The organism is Undibacterium sp. GW821-FHT11H02, from assembly GCF_058808015.1.
On sequence record NZ_JBXARG010000002.1, the window covers coordinates 346,612 to 363,351 of the forward strand.

The 16,740-nt window shown below is 46.0% G+C and carries 19 protein-coding genes; 13 read left to right on the forward strand and 6 right to left on the reverse strand.

From position 1 onward, the window contains the following. The first annotated feature begins 92 nt into the window (after positions 1-92). A complete protein-coding gene (gene pyrC, locus AC1RR2_RS03805) occupies positions 93-1,142 on the forward strand; it encodes a dihydroorotase (protein WP_493220960.1) in 1,050 nt (349 codons plus the stop codon). A 7-nt stretch (positions 1,143-1,149) separates the two neighbouring features. Beyond that, complete coding sequence (locus AC1RR2_RS03810) at positions 1,150-1,950, forward strand: DUF3025 domain-containing protein (RefSeq protein WP_493220961.1); 801 nt, start codon at positions 1,150-1,152, stop codon at positions 1,948-1,950. A gap of 108 nt (positions 1,951-2,058) precedes the next feature. On the opposite strand, the gene AC1RR2_RS03815 is transcribed toward AC1RR2_RS03810, so the two are convergent. The 5 genes from AC1RR2_RS03815 to AC1RR2_RS03835 all read right to left on the reverse strand — a co-directional run bounded on the left by AC1RR2_RS03815 (position 2,059) and on the right by AC1RR2_RS03835 (position 5,688). Continuing rightward, the gene (locus AC1RR2_RS03815; protein WP_493220962.1) at positions 2,059-2,304 is read right to left on the reverse strand and encodes an HP1242/YdcH family protein; all 246 of its coding nucleotides are present in this window, start codon (positions 2,302-2,304) and stop codon (positions 2,059-2,061) included. A 97-nt stretch (positions 2,305-2,401) separates the two neighbouring features. After that, positions 2,402-3,280 (reverse strand): MurR/RpiR family transcriptional regulator, encoded by an 879-nt coding sequence (locus tag AC1RR2_RS03820; protein ID WP_493220963.1) that lies wholly within the window; start codon positions 3,278-3,280, stop codon positions 2,402-2,404. Between the two features lie 269 nt (positions 3,281-3,549). Beyond that, positions 3,550-4,002 (reverse strand): DUF2147 domain-containing protein, encoded by a 453-nt coding sequence (locus AC1RR2_RS03825; protein ID WP_493220964.1) that lies wholly within the window; start codon positions 4,000-4,002, stop codon positions 3,550-3,552. Positions 4,003-4,364: 362 nt separating this feature from the next. Next, positions 4,365-5,345, reverse strand: a complete 981-nt coding sequence (locus tag AC1RR2_RS03830; RefSeq protein ID WP_493220965.1) for an SRPBCC family protein — start codon at positions 5,343-5,345, stop codon at positions 4,365-4,367. After that, positions 5,302-5,688, reverse strand: a complete 387-nt coding sequence (locus AC1RR2_RS03835) for an ArsR/SmtB family transcription factor (RefSeq protein WP_493220966.1) — start codon at positions 5,686-5,688, stop codon at positions 5,302-5,304. Before AC1RR2_RS03835 ends, AC1RR2_RS03830 begins: the two co-directional genes overlap by 44 nt. Positions 5,689-6,511: 823 nt before the next feature. Between AC1RR2_RS03835 and AC1RR2_RS03840 the strand changes: the two genes are divergently transcribed. From AC1RR2_RS03840 to AC1RR2_RS03875, 8 genes are all read left to right on the forward strand, one after another. Further along, positions 6,512-7,429: an AEC family transporter gene (locus AC1RR2_RS03840; RefSeq protein ID WP_493220967.1), complete on the forward strand. Its 918-nt coding sequence runs from the start codon at positions 6,512-6,514 to the stop codon at positions 7,427-7,429. 261 nt (positions 7,430-7,690) lie between these two features. After that, positions 7,691-8,071, forward strand: coding sequence for a hypothetical protein (locus tag AC1RR2_RS03845; RefSeq protein WP_493220968.1), 381 nt, complete (start codon positions 7,691-7,693; stop codon positions 8,069-8,071). A 59-nt stretch (positions 8,072-8,130) separates the two neighbouring features. After that, complete coding sequence (locus AC1RR2_RS03850) at positions 8,131-8,403, forward strand: hypothetical protein (RefSeq protein WP_493220969.1); 273 nt, start codon at positions 8,131-8,133, stop codon at positions 8,401-8,403. Between the two features lie 109 nt (positions 8,404-8,512). Continuing rightward, the gene (locus AC1RR2_RS03855) at positions 8,513-9,190 is read left to right on the forward strand and encodes a hypothetical protein (RefSeq protein WP_493220970.1); all 678 of its coding nucleotides are present in this window, start codon (positions 8,513-8,515) and stop codon (positions 9,188-9,190) included. Between the two features lie 661 nt (positions 9,191-9,851). Continuing rightward, positions 9,852-10,376, forward strand: coding sequence for a hypothetical protein (locus tag AC1RR2_RS03860; protein ID WP_493220971.1), 525 nt, complete (start codon positions 9,852-9,854; stop codon positions 10,374-10,376). Between the two features lie 80 nt (positions 10,377-10,456). Then, the gene (locus AC1RR2_RS03865) at positions 10,457-11,023 is read left to right on the forward strand and encodes an STM3941 family protein (protein WP_493220972.1); all 567 of its coding nucleotides are present in this window, start codon (positions 10,457-10,459) and stop codon (positions 11,021-11,023) included. A 102-nt stretch (positions 11,024-11,125) separates the two neighbouring features. After that, positions 11,126-11,593 carry a VOC family protein gene (locus AC1RR2_RS03870; protein WP_493220973.1) on the forward strand — a complete coding sequence of 156 codons (468 nt, stop codon included), beginning with the start codon at positions 11,126-11,128 and terminating at the stop codon, positions 11,591-11,593. A 218-nt stretch (positions 11,594-11,811) separates the two neighbouring features. Next, the gene (locus tag AC1RR2_RS03875; protein WP_493220974.1) at positions 11,812-12,486 is read left to right on the forward strand and encodes a tetratricopeptide repeat protein; all 675 of its coding nucleotides are present in this window, start codon (positions 11,812-11,814) and stop codon (positions 12,484-12,486) included. Between the two features lie 250 nt (positions 12,487-12,736). On the opposite strand, the gene AC1RR2_RS03880 is transcribed toward AC1RR2_RS03875, so the two are convergent. Next, positions 12,737-13,273 carry a DUF2058 domain-containing protein gene (locus AC1RR2_RS03880; RefSeq protein WP_493220975.1) on the reverse strand — a complete coding sequence of 179 codons (537 nt, stop codon included), beginning with the start codon at positions 13,271-13,273 and terminating at the stop codon, positions 12,737-12,739. Between the two features lie 652 nt (positions 13,274-13,925). Here AC1RR2_RS03880 and AC1RR2_RS03885 point away from each other — a divergent pair. The 3 genes from AC1RR2_RS03885 to AC1RR2_RS03895 all read left to right on the forward strand — a co-directional run bounded on the left by AC1RR2_RS03885 (position 13,926) and on the right by AC1RR2_RS03895 (position 16,707). Next, positions 13,926-15,011 (forward strand): potassium channel family protein, encoded by a 1,086-nt coding sequence (locus AC1RR2_RS03885; protein WP_493220976.1) that lies wholly within the window; start codon positions 13,926-13,928, stop codon positions 15,009-15,011. A gap of 119 nt (positions 15,012-15,130) precedes the next feature. Then, positions 15,131-15,994 carry a DMP19 family protein gene (locus AC1RR2_RS03890; protein WP_493220977.1) on the forward strand — a complete coding sequence of 288 codons (864 nt, stop codon included), beginning with the start codon at positions 15,131-15,133 and terminating at the stop codon, positions 15,992-15,994. A 143-nt stretch (positions 15,995-16,137) separates the two neighbouring features. Beyond that, a complete protein-coding gene (locus AC1RR2_RS03895) occupies positions 16,138-16,707 on the forward strand; it encodes a hypothetical protein (protein WP_493220978.1) in 570 nt (189 codons plus the stop codon). Positions 16,708-16,740: the final 33 nt, after the last annotated feature.

Below are 16,740 nucleotides of genomic sequence, written 5' to 3' on the forward strand. Positions count from 1 at the left end.
AAACGCTCAGTCGGGTTCTAAAACGGTAAAATAGAGGCTAATTTGATGTTCTTAGAACAATCATTGCCTCCTCATCGTTTTAGCGAGCTTTTATGACTACCACTCCCATCCAACAACTCACCATCACCCGTCCAGACGACTGGCATCTGCACCTACGTGACGGCGAAGCTTTAAAAACGGTCTTACCACACACTGCAGCGCAATTTGCTCGTGCAATTGTGATGCCGAATTTGAAGCCGCCGGTGACGACGACGGCGTTGGCTGCCGCTTACCGCGAGCGTATTTTGGCAGCTTTGCCTGAAGGCATGTCGTTCGAGCCTTTGATGACTTTGTATTTGACTGATAATACGCCGCCTGACGAAATCCGTCGTGCAAAGGACAGTGGTTTTGTGCATGCGGTGAAATTGTATCCGGCGGGTGCGACGACCAATTCCGATGCGGGTGTCACGGATTTGCGTAAATGCTATAAGACTTTGGAAGTGATGCAAGAAGTCGGCATGCCGTTCTTAGTACATGGTGAAGTGACTAGCCCTGAGATTGATTTGTTTGACCGTGAAGCCGTCTTTATCGATACCGTGATGAAGCCTTTGCGTGCCGATATGCCAGAGCTCAAAGTGGTGTTTGAACACATCACCACCAGTGATGCTGCTGCGTATGTGGCGGAAGCAAGTGGCCCAATTGCGGCGACGATTACCGCCCATCATTTGCTGTACAACCGTAACGAGATTTTCAAAGGCGGGATTCGCCCGCACTATTACTGCTTACCAGTATTGAAACGCGAAACGCATCGTCAAGCTTTGCTTAAAGCCGCGACTTCGGGTAACCCGCGATTCTTCTTGGGCACAGACTCAGCGCCACACGCTAAAGGCCTCAAAGAACATGCGTGTGGTTGTGCTGGTTGCTACACCGCTTTGCATGCGATGGAATTGTATGCGCAGGCCTTTGATCAGGTTGGTGCCTTAGATAAGTTGGAAGGTTTTGCCAGTTTCTTCGGCCCTGATTTTTATCAGTTGCCACGAAATGCGGGTAGCATGACTTTGAAACGTGAAAGCTGGACTTTGCCAAACGAACTCAGTTATCTCGATGGCAGTTTAGTACCTTTGAATGCAGGTGAAATCATCAACTGGATAGTCGCAGCGTAATTCTACGATGACCCAGTTTTATTCCGTTATTGATTGGTCACGTCCTTGGTTGGCATCTATCCTGCCTGCGGCAGAAAAAATTCTGGCGCAAGATGACTGGCGTGTCGCTTTGAATCAGGCTGCTAGTTTACAGAATTTACAAAATCATCGCGGCTTGCCTTTGCATTTTATTCCGCAAGAAGAATTACCTGAAGCTGTCGCCTATGAAAGTCATATTAGCGCTACCGGTAAAGTGCCCACCCGCGAAAATTTGCACGACTTCTTTAATGCTTTGGTGTGGCTGAGTTTTCCGCAAACTAAACGACAACTGAATGCTCTACAATCAGCTCAGATCGAGAGTTTAGGCATAGGAAAATCACGCGGACCTGCGCGTGATGCTGCCACTATTTTTGATGAAAACGCCGCCTTCTTGGTACTGGAAAATTCAGCGCGTGGACATGAGGTGTTGCAATGTTTGCGCGAGCATCAATGGCAACAAGCCTTCTTAGTGCATCGACTGTGCTTTGGTGAGTTTGTGCAGGTCTGGAGTTTCGGTCATGCCTTGATGGAAAAATTAGTACAGCCCTATAAGGCGATCACCGCCCATGCTTGGGTGGTGTGGGTGGAGGCCGATTTTTTCAAACTGGATTTCGCGCAGCAGGCACAACAACTCGATAGTCAAGTGAGTACACAATTGCAATCACATGCTTTGACGACTGCAGATTACACACCTTTACCTGTATTAGGTGTACCGACTTGGTGGGCGGGACAAGATCAAGATTTTTATGCCGATCAAACCGTGTTTCGCGTCAAACGTAAAGCGACTTAAGCTCACATCAAAGTCACAAAAAGGGCGCAAAAAAAAGGCGAACCGAAGTCCGCCCCAAATTTGCCCTACCAACTCAATTGCAGTTGCATGCAGCAGCCTTGCTATCGATTAGACTGGATGGCTCTGCAATAATTGAAACAACTGATCTTTCAAATGGATACGCATTTTCTTTAGAGTTTCTAAAGCGGCATCAGCCAAATGTTCTACACCGTTTTCCGCGCGATTAATCGCCTTGTCGGTATCGGTGTACTCGTCGAATAATTTGGCAAAGTGCGCGTTAGCCAATTTTAGAGTATGAATCGTGTCTTTGAATTCTGGAAATTCAAGTGCCAATGGGTGATGTTCAACTTGCATGGGTAATGCTCCTTTAGAAAATAGACCTACCAAATCGTATGAAAAAGATGATAGGGCTATTTCACTAAAGGAGACCTGATCTAGATCAAGACCGGCCTTACTTTTTGCCGTGATGTAACCACGGTAGCATGAGCTCTGTGGTTTCAGCGGCGATATCGACGGAAGATTCAGCTTGATTTGCCACTGCCGCGCAGATCGCTTCTATCAAGCAAAGGACTATGCCTTCTGAATTAAACTGCGGTTTGGTTTGTGCGTATAAGGTGACGTTGGCAAGCGAGGCAACAGGTGAACTTGGGCGGTCGGTTAAAGCAAGAATTGGCACCTGACGCTTTTTTGCTTGTCCTACTAAGGTAACCACGTCACTGGAATAACGCGGAAAAGAAATTGCAATCAACAAATCGCGTTCGGTGAATTTGTACAGCGTCCGTGATACCTGTGCTGGTCCGCCAGTGCCGATATTGGTTTGAACACTGTCGCAATAATTGGTCAGCGCGTGGCACATAATGCCGCCCAGATAGGCGCTGGCACCGTAGCCGACGATGTAGATACGTTCTGCCTCTAAAATCATTTGCACCGCACGATTGCAAGCGTCGGGGCGAATTTCTCGGCGCGTCACTTCGAGATTGCTGATGTCATCGGATAGCGAGCGATTAATGACTTCAGTACTACTCGATGCACGTCCGATTTCGGAACGCAAACCCTCTATCGGAGCCAGCATGGTTTCGAAACCAGATACGAGCTCCGCGCGAAATTGTGGGTAGCCATCAAAACCCAAGGCTCGTGCAAAACGATTCGCTGTCGCATTCGAAATACCGACTGCGTCGGCCAGCTCGTCGATAGACATAGTTGCCGCTCTGAACGAGTTGGCAACGACATAGTCTGCGGTGATTTTATGTGATTTAGAAAGTGCGCTGTAGTGTTGACCTATGCGCTCGTTGATAGACCCCCCCTGGGTCAGTTTTTTCTTTGGACTCATTATAATTTTAGTGATCCTGCAGTCTTTTTTATGGCCTATGATCTGCGTCATTTTGGCTGCAATTGAATGATAGCTTTTTATATAACTATCGAACAACAGGGAAAATACCATAGGAATACCGCACTATCAATGACTGAAGCAAATTCTTACGAATTGGCTGTGTCATTTAGCTTAATTTGTAAAATCAGAGGGGCAGCACATAGGATAAAAAAATGGCAGCCTGAGCTGCCATGTGGAATCGTTGGGACGACTTTTGTAAGTCGAAACACTTAGTCTTCACGTACCCAAGTTTGTGTACGACCAAACATCGGCATACCGACATAGCCACGCACTTCTAATTTCTTGTTGTTTTCTATTAATTTCAATTTGCTGCTGTAGAGCTTGCCATTGGCTGGATCAAGGATTTTACCGCCACTATATTCGTCGCCATCTTTTTTAATGCTGAACAAAATAGTGAGGCCGATTAGAGGCTGATCTTTATTACTGCCATCGCATTTGTCACATTTTGGGTTTTGGTCTTGGTCGGCTTCGCGAAATAATTTTTCGATCTTGCCTTGAAACTCGCCACCAGTCTCGCTGATGCGCACCAGTGATTTTACCTTGCCGGTTTTGTCGTCTATGGTTTTCCAAAGGCCGACTGGTGAATTCTGAGCGCTTGCTACTTGCGCGGCTAACAAGCTAAGAACGGCAATACTATATTTGATCAAACCTGATTTATTCATGGTGTCTCCAGTTTTTATAAAGTAAGGAAAGACTGCTCATGGATTGTACGTGCTGTTTTTGAGGCCGCGAATGAGTTTACTAGAGTGAGAACTTTAAAAGACGTATATACAACAGTTATCTCGCCTCAGTTGTTCATGGACGCCTTTTGAATTCAATGCATTTTTTTAAAGTGAGGAATAAGTTACCCTGTGGATACTTAAAATAGAGACAGAACTCGGTCAAGCTCGATAGAAAACTCCCTCAACCTGCAGGCGGGAGAGGGGGGAGGGTGGTCAAGTGAGCGAAAGTGGCATGATTTCCAAATACCTAAAATGCAAATTTACTAGCCCTGCGCTAGCCACGATTACCCTCAAGTATTCTTCTATAGAGTATCCAACTGTGCTTCCAACTTATCAAAGGAACCGGTCCAACCCATAGCCATGCCGCTACGAGCTTTCATAAACGCGTCTAACTCTTCGGCAGTGACCGCACCATGAGGTTCCCACGTCACCGTGACACGGGTGCGATCCTCCGCTTCTTCTGAGAACTGTACTGTCGTAAGCATGGTCTCTGGCCAAGTCGGTGCCATAGGATGACGTGAGATGTTTTCATGTTCGTCGCAAAATTGCTGGGTGTAGACTAGGCGATTTGGTTTGCTCATTTCCAGATACGCGGCACGTCCGTACATCGTCACATTATTCTCGCTACTGCCGTTCGTCATTTTGTAAAATGAGCTGCCGCCGGGACGAATGTCAGCACGAATAAATGACATCGTAAAACCCGTCGGTGGTAGCCATTGAGAAAAATGTTCGGCTTTAGTCCACATGTCATACATCACATCGATTGATGCTGCAAAGCTGCGATTGATGACGAAATTCTCTTTGTGTTCTATTTGTGCGGCAAGGTATTCAGCAAAACGATCCCAAGTCGCTTCTCCTCCCGCTTGCTTGATGAACTTACGGGTTTCTGCCGCGGCTTCGGCAGTCGCCAAGGCCATCGTCATTTCCATCTGCGTTTTTTTACCAACAGTGGAAAACAACACTGTCACGCGAAACAGCGGTGGAGTGAGTTCGGTCGCACCGTGGTCATATACAAGTTTTTTGTGCTGTTCGATTTCATGGTAAGTCGCGATATTCGGATAATCGGTGCCATCGGGTCCATGCATGGTGTAACGCCAGGTGCCACCGACGCTCAAATCTTTACTGTGCGTGGTCAGTGTGAAACCGCGTGGTCCCCACCACTGCGCTGCTTGTACAGGATCGGTCCAGGCATCCCACACCATGGCAACGGGTGCATCATATAAACGCACGAGGTGGATTTCATTTGCTTTTGCTTGTACTTGTGCTTTTGGATTTGCGGACATTCTTCTTACCTTTCTTTTCAGCAGTGATGGTTTGTAGATAGAGGTCAAGGCGATCAAAACTCTGTTCCCAAAATACACGGTATTGATCCACCCAGTCCGCTGCCAGCTTCAAGTTTTCACCATTGAGCTTACAAGGACGACACTGCGCATCGCGTGTTTTGCTAATCAGACCCGCAGTCTCGAGCACCTTGAGATGTTTAGTCACCGCAGGCAGGCTCATGTCATTCAGAAATGGTCGTGCCAAATCTGAGACATTCGCCTCACCCTGCGAAAGCTGCGCCAAGAGTGCCCGGCGCGTAGGATCGGCTAAGGCCGAAAAAGTTAAACTCAGTTGATCTTGCATAATGTACCGATTGGTTAATTAACCGAATGGTTTAATAGTAGTTTGAGTTTTGGGGAGCGTCAAGAAAATTTTGTGATGCAGGTGTTGGTGAGAAATTGAGCGAGCGCTCCAAGCGAAGGCGTCAATGTATACCTCGGTCTATTTCTGAGAGCGATGACCTGCCTTGTTTTGTGATGATTTAATTCTCGATATCGTCGAGATATGCCGAAAATATCATGCCCGTTTTCGGTTTTGGTTATCGTGAATATCTCTCATAGTCTTATTTTTATGTATTTGATTTACTTAGACTTTCCTTTATGATCCTTGTTATTGATAAATCAAGTTTGGCGGGTTAATTTTCAATCTTGTCCGTTTAAATTAAAGTTAATCGTCAAAGAGAACCATGGCCTACTTTCGAATAATGCTCCATGGCGATGGAATCTTATGCAGAGTGAATGACTCGCCACCTATCATCGGGTTTTACACTACACGTATTGTTCGCGCCCCATCTAGTGATGTTGCAAGGATCAAAGCTCTAGAAATGGTTCGCGCGAATTGGGAAACTGGACATGAAGGAAAGTGGAATCATGGTGCCGCGCCGCACATCAGTGTGGAATCAGTTTCTAGCGCATCATTCTTAGCATATCTCTTACATAGGAACAGAGGTCACTCTTTTTACTCGAATGAAGAAAATGACGATTAACAAGACAGTCGATAGTGACGCCGTCCAATTATTCTCCCATCGTGCTAGCTGCGACTCGCGGTGCACATCACTTTTGCGCTAAACTCATCATACAAGGATGGAACCTCCCATCAATTGATCCTCACCACACCGGAATCGAAATTGCTGTTCTTTCTACTTCTTCCCTTATTCCTGATTGCCTTTTTAGGCTATGCCCTCAGCAAATTCCATTGGTTGAAAAATGACTGGAGCAATGGTGTAGGTGCGCTGACGGGCAAGGTACTCGTCCCTGCCCTGTTATTTCATGGGGCATACAAAACTGGCTTAGTGTCTGCGACGGGTCTAGATGAAAGTTGGCGGACCCTAGTAAGCTTTTATGGCTCCTTATTATTCTTTTTCTTTCTTACGCTCTATGCCTTCAAGCGCACGGGGAATCGGGCAAGTCGCGCCTTGGCGACAACTTATTCCAATACCGTATTCCTTGGCATCCCCATGCTGATTCAAGTTTTAGGCAATGGCAGTTTACAGTTTGCATTTCCCATCATTGCATTCCACAGTTTGATCACGTTTAGCCTGTATTACCTTTACGCGCCGAATGACGATGTCTTACAAGGTCAAGGAAATCAGCTGTTCGCATCTTTGAAGAATTCTCTGAGTAATCCCATCGTGGTCAGTCTTTTCCTTGGCATGCTGTGGAATAGTTTGTCACTGCCTTTGCCACAATGGCTGCTGCCGTTTTTGACTATGTTGGGCAATGCAGCTTTGCCGTGCGCACTACTCAGTTTGGGGGCATCGATGTGCAATTTTTCCTTGCAAAGCTGGCGCTCCGCTTTTCTGATTACCGTCATGAAATTGCTATTGTTACCCGCCTTGGTTTGGGTACTGGCGCATCTGGTCTTTCATGTGTCGCAACAAGCCACTGCGGTGTTGGTGTTATTAGCGGGATGCCCCGTTGGTATTAACGCTTTCATTGTGGCGCAAGCTCACGGCGACGATACGCGTGTGCTTAGTTCGGCAATTCTGCTTTCTAGTTTGGGATGCATGCTGAGCTTGCCGATGTGGATTGCGATCTTAGTTTAAGCCTTCAACGCGGTAAGATGTGATCCGTAGGGCAATGGAATGGATTGCTCCCCTACGGGTTACGCCTTACAGAGTTAAATTAAGAAACGGAGGCCAAATTTTGCTCGATCTTGGGTTCCTGCTGTTATACCTTTTTTTCACAGGTATAACAGAAAAGAGCAAAGCACCATGCGGGTTTCAAGGCAGTTGAAACTTTGTTGTTAATTTTGTACAAATGTGTTAACTTCGGTTTCTTTCACTTTAAAACAAGTTAAAGCTCATATGAAATGGTTCATCGGTTTCTTGTTATTTTTCGTTTTGCTAAATGCGACAGGCGCAGATCTAAATTCGATTACATTGCATCTCAAAAAGGGGGCGAGCGCTAAAACGTCTGGCGCATTTGAAAATGCAATTTCCGAATGCAAAGCAGGTATTGATGAGCTGGGAGATAAATACTTTGATGAAGATGCTATTGACGATACCGGACAAAAAATAATTCTTGCCGAGATAAAAGTACGTGAAAAGGATCGAAAAACAGCTTCAGCGCTTTATTGCGGTATGCTTGAATCGCGTATTGAAACTTACAAACGGAAGTTAGAGAAAATGATGAATAGGCACAGCGACAAAGCTTTAACCGGTCAATCGACGGAGAATCGCCAATGATTATTTCACTTAAATTTATGACCGTCATGGCGATCTCGTCATTTCGGCGTTAAATTTCGATGACTATCGGCCCCTTTCAAATTGCAGAGAAGTTTCACGTCACAAATCGAGGAACGGTTGTTGTGATTTCGGAGATAACAAATCTTCCCGTTGGAAAACTGCTTAAGGCAACAATAGTCTCTCCGAATGGCTCTCGCCTAAACGCAGATGCACATAAAGAATGGTTGTTGCGGCGAATTCCTCAGCCACTAGAAAAAGAAGCTTATCTGCTTAGTGGAATTGAGAACGCGCAAACCATGGAAGGGAGTTCAATTGAGATTACTGCAATTTAACTGGTCGTTCGTTCCGGACGGCTTCGCCGCCACACAACTCAAACGTTAGACAGCCTTGAACCCATTCCCGATTCAACTCGAAAGACTACGTCGCCATTCTGAGCAGGCTATGAACACGTACGACCACATCTCGCTTCTGGATTTGTCGCACACACTAAGGATTTGGGCGGATCTTAAGTCCCAAGTCAAACACGCTCCGGGCTTGTCCACTACTCTGTCCTTTAAGTCAGCCAGGCCGATCAAGAAGCTCACTAAAGCACTTCGTGGTCGAAGCTACATGCTTTTCTCAATGCCCGACCCGGTTCACACGGCCGCGAATAAGAGCCAATTGGGCTTCACGGGAGATGAATTTCAATCTGGTGGAAAAGCGACTTTTGGTGCAACCGCAAAGTTTAACGAGAACGGTTCACTCGATATCAGCGCCTACTACTATGTGAAAGGCGAAGTTGAATCGTCGCTGCGGCATCTTCTTGGTCAAGGGGAGGTCTCAAAGGGCAACTATGCCGAATGGTTGGGTTCAGAAGTCATTCGCCTCTCATATTTAGAAGCTGACGGAAAATGCATTCAAATGGGCATCTCACGTGAAAATCTCATTCGGCGAATGGCGAACACATTCAATGCATCGCATCCAAGAGATCCTGATACATCGGAAAACGTGGATCATGTTCTCGATCCCGCCATTCAGTTCATGATGAAGTACACAGTTGCAGGTCTGCCAGTCCCATACTTTGTCTTGCTCAAAGCGGCGCAAGACATCATCTCGGTTGCGCCTAAGTTTATTTTGTAGGATAGTGCGGTGCGGCCTAACAGATCAATCGACAGAGAATCGCCATTGATAATTTCATTAAATTTTTTGACCGTCGTGGCGATCTCGTCATTTCAGCGTTAAATGCCAATGAAGAAACCACCACGCTACTGGATTGAATATGCGGAAGATTGGCGAGATGAACCAATGGCATATTGGGTACATATAGAAAAGGAAGCGACGACGTGGCGTGATTCAAAAGAGTACGATCCACCAGCGCCTAAATCAGAAGGTAGGAAGAGGTTTCGTATCTTGTGTGTGGAATTTTCTGATATGGTGTTTCGGTTTTCGTCTCGGGCTCAAATAGACGAGTGTGTTCGAGTGCTTCAAACTAAACCGCTAGTTTCATCAGCGCGCCTGACAGTTTTGAGGGGCAGCAAAGCGGGACCAAATGGCAATTGGCTGAGTCGACTACCCGCGCACGTGAAGGCACCAAAAAATCGGTTGCTAGTTGTCGAAAAACTTTTAAAGGTTGCGCATGAAATTGGCATTTAACAAGACATTCGAGTTCGCTCCACTTCGCGCCACTTCGCTCCACTGGACGCGCAAGCGCGTGCCGCTCAATTTTGCGTTGAGGTGACATAGAGCGCCCTCGGTATCTCATTTAGCATTTCAGATTGCTTCATCTTTATAGGATAGTCACATGAAAGTCATTTCTTCATCATGCTTTAGTAAGGCCTCGCTCGCAGTTTTTTTGATGTCGGTGATGATATCTACTGCAACCGCAACCGCAACCAAAGATACCCCCGCCGAAACAAAGGCAAGAATGATCCAACTCATTAATCAGCTTGAGCGCGATCCATTCTTGAAGGACGGAAAGAGCGTTCGTGGTGAAGTATTGAGTTGGCTCGCTGAAGCGCCTGACGTATCGGTCAATGTATGCACGCATGTACTTGGTGATATCAATAAGATCAAAGGCGACGATGGGGGCACACTGGTAGTGCAGTTGATGTTCTCGGAAGCCAAGTTCATTCTGGAGCATCCTGATAATGCGACGGACCAGCACGCCATCAACGTTGCGGGGATTGAAGGCGTACTGAAGACTTACGCCTCCATGCAGGCATCTAAGCCCAAGCTATCGATTCGCGAATTTGATCAGCTATCGAAAATGAAAACATCGGGGCAGCTTAGTGCGGAAGTAGAAAAGCGCTTGACCAAGTGCAAGTAGGTTTGGAGTTTTTATCCACGTAACACCCATTGTTGCGGTGCAGCTCGCTTCACTTAGTGGTCATAAGAACTAGGAATCCCATGAATAACAACGATGAAAAAGTAATAGAACTTAGCAAGACAAAAATACTGTTTCTGATCGCGGTTGCGTGCGGTTTTGTCGTCGGTGGTCTTTGGATGTTTCAGTTGGATTCTGCCGAAATCGCATCTCAACGTCGCTTCAACAACCCCATCCTGGTTCATGGAATTGGCGTGGTATCGATTGCGTTTTTTGGTCTGTGTGGACTATTTGGAATTAAAAAACTTTTCGACAAAAAACCTGGCCTTGTTTTAAGTGCGACGGGAATATTCGATAATTCAAGTGGTGTTGCGGCGGGATTAATTCCGTGGACAGAGATTGTGGGCTTTGACATATTTGAGGTACAAAATCAAAAGACACTTGTAATCAAAGTCCTTAATCCAGAGCGGTATATCAAGGCAGGCGGTTCCCTGAATCGCGCGCTCAACAGGATGAACTTCAAATTGTGCGGCAGCCCCATTGCGATCACATCAAACACCTTAAAGATAGGATTCAAGGAGTTGCTTGATATCTGCAATGCCTATTTTGAAAAATATGGAAAACCTCCGCAGCATGATTCTCAGTTTTGATACTGCGCGTGTCGGCATTTCTGATGAGTTAGCTTTGGCCGAACTCTATTTCAAGCTTATTCCCTTTAATCTTTAACCCAACTAATTAAAGGAGAAAAATCTATGAGCAATTCTATTCGCACCTGTCTTTGGTTCCGTGACGGAAGAGGCCAAGAGGCTGCTGAGTATTACTGCTCACTGATACCCAACAGCAAAGTTGAAAATGTCTTCGTGGGCGATAACGGTTATGGCGTATTCTCTGTGATTGATTTCATGTTGGGCGGGGTGCCATATCAAATTCTGGATGCGGGGCCTATGTTCACCTTGAGCGAGGCAGTGTCGATTGCGGTCGCGACAGATGACCAGGCCGAGTCTGACCGACTGTGGACCTCGTTCACCAGCAATGGCGGCGAGGAAAGCGTCTGCGGCTGGCTGAAAGATCGTTTTGGTGTGTCGTGGCAGATCTATCCAAAGCGGCTACTTGAATTGACCATGAATGCCGACAAAGAAGTATCGAGCAAGGCGATGGCGGCGATGATGAAGCAAAAGAAAATTGACATTGCTGAGATTGAGGCGGCGGTTCGGGCTTAACAGACAGCGGGCTAGTTATCTATTGCACATAATTTCTTATCTAGACAAGCTAGGGTGGGTGCGATCGCGCTGCTCGAAAGTCGACCAACTATGCACTTAGGCTAGGCGGGGTGGGTTTCACTCGCCCGAGAAGAATGAGTAAGTTTAGTTTATGATAGAAGCCAGATTTGAACGATTTTTCGAACAAACAAGATTGAGTCAGGAAGCGAGGGGCGGATATGAAATCGTTATTTAAGTTATTGCTGAGTGTGGTTTTTTGTATATCGAGTCTATGCGCTCATGCTGATGATTTTTCGAATGGCGTCGCATTGTATGAGCGGCAGGATTTTCCTGCGGCTGCCGCTGCATTTAAGAAAGCGGCTGAGCAAGGCAAGTCCGATGCACAGTTTAATCTTGGCCTGATGTACCTAAAAGGTGAAGGTGTCGCGCAAAATTACGTCGAGGCGAAGGCGCTGTTTGAAAAAGCAGCGCTACAGAACAACGTTCGGGCGCAAGTCAATCTCGGCCGAATGTACGCAAAAGCCAAGGGCGTTGCACCTAGTTACGGTATGGCGGTCTATTGGTTTAATAAGGCAGCAGAGCTAGGGTATGCCGATGCGCAATATAGTTTGGGGGTTTTATATGTGAATGGGATAGGCGTGTCACGTGACTTTGATAAAGCACGTGATTTATTCTTAAAGGCGGCGCAACAAAAGAACGCCAGTGCCCAATATCAATTGGGGTTAATCTACTTCAAAGGAAAAGGTGTTGCGACAGATAAGGTTGAGGCCATGAAATGGTTGATTCTCGCCGGCGATTATGATGATGCCGTGACTTATCGTAACTATGCGGAGTCGCAAATGAGTAAGAGCGACATTGAAGAAGCCAAGGCCCTGGCAGCCAAAGCTCAATGAGCGTTCAACTAGGTACCTAGCCATGAAGGCCTAGTACAACGCTATAAGCGGCAATCAAAATCGAAAAGAAAAACTAAAACCTCTCAACATAGAGACACAGAGATATCGAGAAAAGCAAGAGATAGCTAAAATTCTCCAAATTCTCTCAGTCATGTAGGGCAGGCGCAACCCGCGCAGTACTAGGGCTGATCAAACTATGCGCATAGTCTAGGCGGTGCGGGTCGCATCTGTCTTACATGGCTACAAGCTCTCACCAGGTAAAATCATCCGGAATCTGGTACGCCGCATACGGATCATCTTCATCAATGTCGGTCGATGTTTTCTTCACGCGTACCACCAGTGACGCATCGCGTTCTTCGATTTTTTCCGCGATAACCCGGGGCAGCAACTCCGTTTTGCCATCCACACACACGATCATGAGTCGGCCAGCAATGAGATGCTTTTGTACTTCTGCCGATACATAGATCTTATCGATCTTGGTGCCATGTGTGTAGTAATAAGCGATGTCGCCATTGCCTTTGCTTTGTCGATTGTTCTGTACCATCTGCACAATTTGTGCAAAAACAGCTTTTTGCGCTGCGGCTGCATCGCGTTGTGCATTCATTTCACGCGCGCGTTCGGCATTTTTTCTTTGTACCTCAAGCGCAGCCAAACGCGCTTCATCTACGCTCTCACTGCCAGTCCGGCGTTCGACTTTTTTCTGTTTGGTCTTGTCTTGGTGAATTAATTTCGCTTTGTTTTTATCGATTAATCCCGCTTTTAAAAATTGATCTTGCAATGATGCCATCGTACATTCCCATAAAATAAGTGCTATCAATCCAAGGCAAGTTTGCCGACCAATCGCGAGCCGCTAGCATAACAAAATTTCTTATTTCGCGCCCCTCTCAGCGTCAGAATTCATTATGAATCCTCAGAATAATCCTTATCAGTTGCGTAGCGGGGGCAGCCCGCGCCGCACATAGGTCGGTCTGTCGCGCTCAATGTTTTGACGGCGCGTGTTGCATCCCATAGGCGCTAACCAAAATCAAGATATAGCTGGAAACTGTCGACAGATTGGTTTTTCTCCTTCCCCTTCAAGGGGAAGGTCGGGATGGGGATGGGTTTTAGTCGAGTAATTGGCGACATTTCTTACTCAAATCAAACCCATCCCCATCCTAACCCGCCCGTTGAAGGGGCGGGAACCTAGTGTCATGCGGTCTAGATTAATTTTGAATTTGGTTAGCGCATATGGGCTTGCGTCCTCCCTACTTTGCTGCAATTCAAGAACGCACTCATTTTCGATGGCGCAGCGATTATCATTGATCAAAGTCAAATGAGGACCCGAAACTGCAAATGTTGATTCACGAAAAAGCGACAGATTGCGCATACTTGTACAAAAGTCGCCGACGCAAAATCGCCCAAGGCTACAATGAGGCCTAAAGAAAAAATCAGTTCAATTTATGCAGATTCCAGAAAAAAACAATCCGTCTTCGATATCGAGTATGGAGCCACGAGTGGCGAGCGAGAATGCGCAGCTCATGCGTATTTTGGCGCGCATAGGCTGGGCGACTTTGATTCTTTTGGCCTTGATTGGCGTCGGCGTCCTTGGCTTCTACCTCATTAGCGACCAGACCAGCTGGGAAAATGCGATCTACATGACGCTAATCACGATCTCTACGGTTGGCTATGGTGAAGGCGTGCCACTCACTTCGTTTGGTGCCAAGGTGTTTGCCGGCGTGATGAGTATTTCAGGCCTCGGTGTGCTGACCTTTTTATTCACCAGCTTGACGGTATTTTTTCTTGAAAAAGATTTGGACTATTCCCTGCGGAGACGACGAATGGAAAAACGTATCAAAAAATTGCGACAACATTTTATCGTTTGCGGCTTTGGACGAGTCGGTCGTAATGTGGCACATGAGTTGCAAAAGACAGGACGGCCTTTCGTTGCCATCGATCCCGAACAAACCAACTTCGACGAATATTTAGACAAGTTTCCCAACCTGCTGTATTTGCATGGCGACGCGTCGGACGACGATCTTTTGCTGGGCGCAGACATTACTGATGCGCGCGGCTTGTTTGCGGTGACGGGCGATGATTCTCGCAACTTGATGATCATCATTACCGCCAAACAGTTGAATCCACAATTACGTGTTGTGGCGCGTGCACATGAACTGCGTAATGTGGAAAAAATGCGTAAAGCCGGTGCCGATGAAGTCATTAGCCCAGACTTCACTGGCGGCATGCGCATGGCGTCAGCAATGGTGCGACCGCATGTGGTGAGCTTTTTGGATGAGATGTTGAAGTCCGAAAAAAATCTGCGGGTTGAAGAAGTCGCGACACCGCGTAATTTTCCTATCACGCCTATGGGCAAGTTACGGCTTCGTAGCCCAGACTATATTTTGATTGCGGTTCGTGCTGATGGCGGGTGGACCTTTAATCCTGATGACGATTATTTGCTGCGCGCTGGTGATGTGATTGTGGCGATGACCAGCACGGAAGGACGCGCTGAGATTGAGCGTCATTTGTTGGATATGATTCGTGACTAATTCAAATTGGTTGAGCTTGTTTAGTGTGTAGGGTGTGAGGCGAAGCCGTATTACACCGTCCGATAGTAAAATGAAAAACGGCTAAAAAATTTATTTGCATAGCTAAGGTATCAAAGGAAATGATGTTTAGCCATGATCAACGTTCATGCGGCGCAATACGCCTGCGGCTATTGGCGCCCTACGAAAAACTTACGCCTTACCGAGTTAAAAAATTTATTTGCATAGCTAAGGTATCAAAGGAAATGATGTATGGCCATGATCAACGTTCATGCGGCGCAATACGCCTGCGGCTATTGGCGCCCTACATGGCTTACGTCTTACCGGGTTTGTACACAAAGGATTGGACAACAATGAAATTTCTACGAATTATTTTAAGCCTCGGTCTGATAACAATGCTGTTTTCGTGTGATAACAAGTTCCAAAAAGAAAATAGTGTCCCAGAGGATTCCGAAATCGCAAAATCAATTGAAAAATTTCAGAATAGAAAAATTTACCTTGAGCTCACACCAGAGATTCTGTCAAAGATAGTTGACTCTGATCTGGAGCTGGCTATTATGGATTTCGTAGAATCAAAAGTTGGAAAAAACTACGATAATGAAAGGGAAATTGTTTTTGGTCTTCGCCCGGGCCTCAAGGCTCTCTACATCACATCAATCGTGGAAGCGGAAGTTAATAACGGAGGGTTTAATCAATTTTATTGGAATCGCTCTGGGGAATTTGCTGGCGACGCGGTTGCGGCCTTTGAATATTTTGGAGCAAAAAATTATGCCGACTTAATGCGGGCAGCAAATAAGATGAGGCAGGCTGAAGCAGCAGATATGGAAAAGTACAAAAAAAAGGGAACAATTGAGGCATTCTCCGATTCATACAAGGAATCGAAGTTAGGTGTGCTTGACGAACAATTCTATAAACTTACAGAGAACTTGAGCGCGCAAAGAATATCAAAGATTCGTTTGCAGCCACAAGAATTCACCGGAAAGTGATGTGCGAAATTGTCTTTAAATGTCAGTCCTAATTACACGCAGCTAAATCGGTCAAGTGCAACTTGAAATGTACGGAACTTGGTCAATTTGAGACGTGTGAATTAGCCGTCCTTTTTTAATTTGAAGTTAGGAGTAACATACGAATGATTGATGAACTCTTCGTAATCGTGGATCGAAAATTAAAATTGGAGATTAAAACTCTTCATCATGAACTTCGTGATATTCGAGGTGAATTTAACAAACGAGGTCTTTATGTCTCTAGTATGCATGTCAACGCAGCTATTGAAGCTACTACCAATTCTCTGAATAGATTTGTAAAGGACGCTTTAGGAGACTACAAGCGCGCGCTCCAAATTGATAAGAATCGTTTTGACGAAAAATTTTTAAATTCTGAGTCTTCAAAGTTTCTGAATTTTAATCTCCATAAATTCGCAGAGTTAGATCAAATTATTGAACAAGCTGTGGGCGGAATTGCAAAGTCATTGTCGAACTCAGGCATACAGGATTACTCTTCGTTTGAAACAGCGAAAGTGAGCGCCTTTCAGTGGTTGCAGGCGGAAATTACGTTATTTCATATTGAAGTTCTTGATGGTAGACCTAGGTTTGGCACACGATTGAAAAAGTGGTATGACGAGAGCTTTCTCGGGCGAGCATTGGCTGTGTTATTAGTGCTATTTTCGGTTGTCGTCGGTGTTTGGAAGCTTTTTGGTTGAGGAAGAGGTACTGCGAATAAAAAATGTTTCGAT

Excerpts from the sequence above, each read along its gene's own strand:
- pyrC (WP_493220960.1), top strand. The coding sequence starts at position 93 with ATGACTACCACTCCCATCCAACAACTCACCATCACCCGTCCAGACGAC.
- AC1RR2_RS03810 (WP_493220961.1), top strand. The coding sequence starts at position 1,150 with ATGACCCAGTTTTATTCCGTTATTGATTGGTCACGTCCTTGGTTGGCA.
- AC1RR2_RS03815 (WP_493220962.1), bottom strand. The coding sequence starts at position 2,304 with ATGCAAGTTGAACATCACCCATTGGCACTTGAATTTCCAGAATTCAAA.
- AC1RR2_RS03820 (WP_493220963.1), bottom strand. The coding sequence starts at position 3,280 with ATGAGTCCAAAGAAAAAACTGACCCAGGGGGGGTCTATCAACGAGCGC.
- AC1RR2_RS03825 (WP_493220964.1), bottom strand. The coding sequence starts at position 4,002 with ATGAATAAATCAGGTTTGATCAAATATAGTATTGCCGTTCTTAGCTTG.
- AC1RR2_RS03830 (WP_493220965.1), bottom strand. The coding sequence starts at position 5,345 with ATGTCCGCAAATCCAAAAGCACAAGTACAAGCAAAAGCAAATGAAATC.
- AC1RR2_RS03835 (WP_493220966.1), bottom strand. The coding sequence starts at position 5,688 with ATGCAAGATCAACTGAGTTTAACTTTTTCGGCCTTAGCCGATCCTACG.
- AC1RR2_RS03845 (WP_493220968.1), top strand. The coding sequence starts at position 7,691 with ATGAAATGGTTCATCGGTTTCTTGTTATTTTTCGTTTTGCTAAATGCG.
- AC1RR2_RS03850 (WP_493220969.1), top strand. The coding sequence starts at position 8,131 with ATGACTATCGGCCCCTTTCAAATTGCAGAGAAGTTTCACGTCACAAAT.
- AC1RR2_RS03855 (WP_493220970.1), top strand. The coding sequence starts at position 8,513 with ATGAACACGTACGACCACATCTCGCTTCTGGATTTGTCGCACACACTA.
- AC1RR2_RS03860 (WP_493220971.1), top strand. The coding sequence starts at position 9,852 with ATGAAAGTCATTTCTTCATCATGCTTTAGTAAGGCCTCGCTCGCAGTT.
- AC1RR2_RS03865 (WP_493220972.1), top strand. The coding sequence starts at position 10,457 with ATGAATAACAACGATGAAAAAGTAATAGAACTTAGCAAGACAAAAATA.
- AC1RR2_RS03870 (WP_493220973.1), top strand. The coding sequence starts at position 11,126 with ATGAGCAATTCTATTCGCACCTGTCTTTGGTTCCGTGACGGAAGAGGC.
- AC1RR2_RS03875 (WP_493220974.1), top strand. The coding sequence starts at position 11,812 with ATGAAATCGTTATTTAAGTTATTGCTGAGTGTGGTTTTTTGTATATCG.
- AC1RR2_RS03880 (WP_493220975.1), bottom strand. The coding sequence starts at position 13,273 with ATGGCATCATTGCAAGATCAATTTTTAAAAGCGGGATTAATCGATAAA.
- AC1RR2_RS03885 (WP_493220976.1), top strand. The coding sequence starts at position 13,926 with ATGCAGATTCCAGAAAAAAACAATCCGTCTTCGATATCGAGTATGGAG.
- AC1RR2_RS03890 (WP_493220977.1), top strand. The coding sequence starts at position 15,131 with ATGATGTTTAGCCATGATCAACGTTCATGCGGCGCAATACGCCTGCGG.
- AC1RR2_RS03895 (WP_493220978.1), top strand. The coding sequence starts at position 16,138 with ATGATTGATGAACTCTTCGTAATCGTGGATCGAAAATTAAAATTGGAG.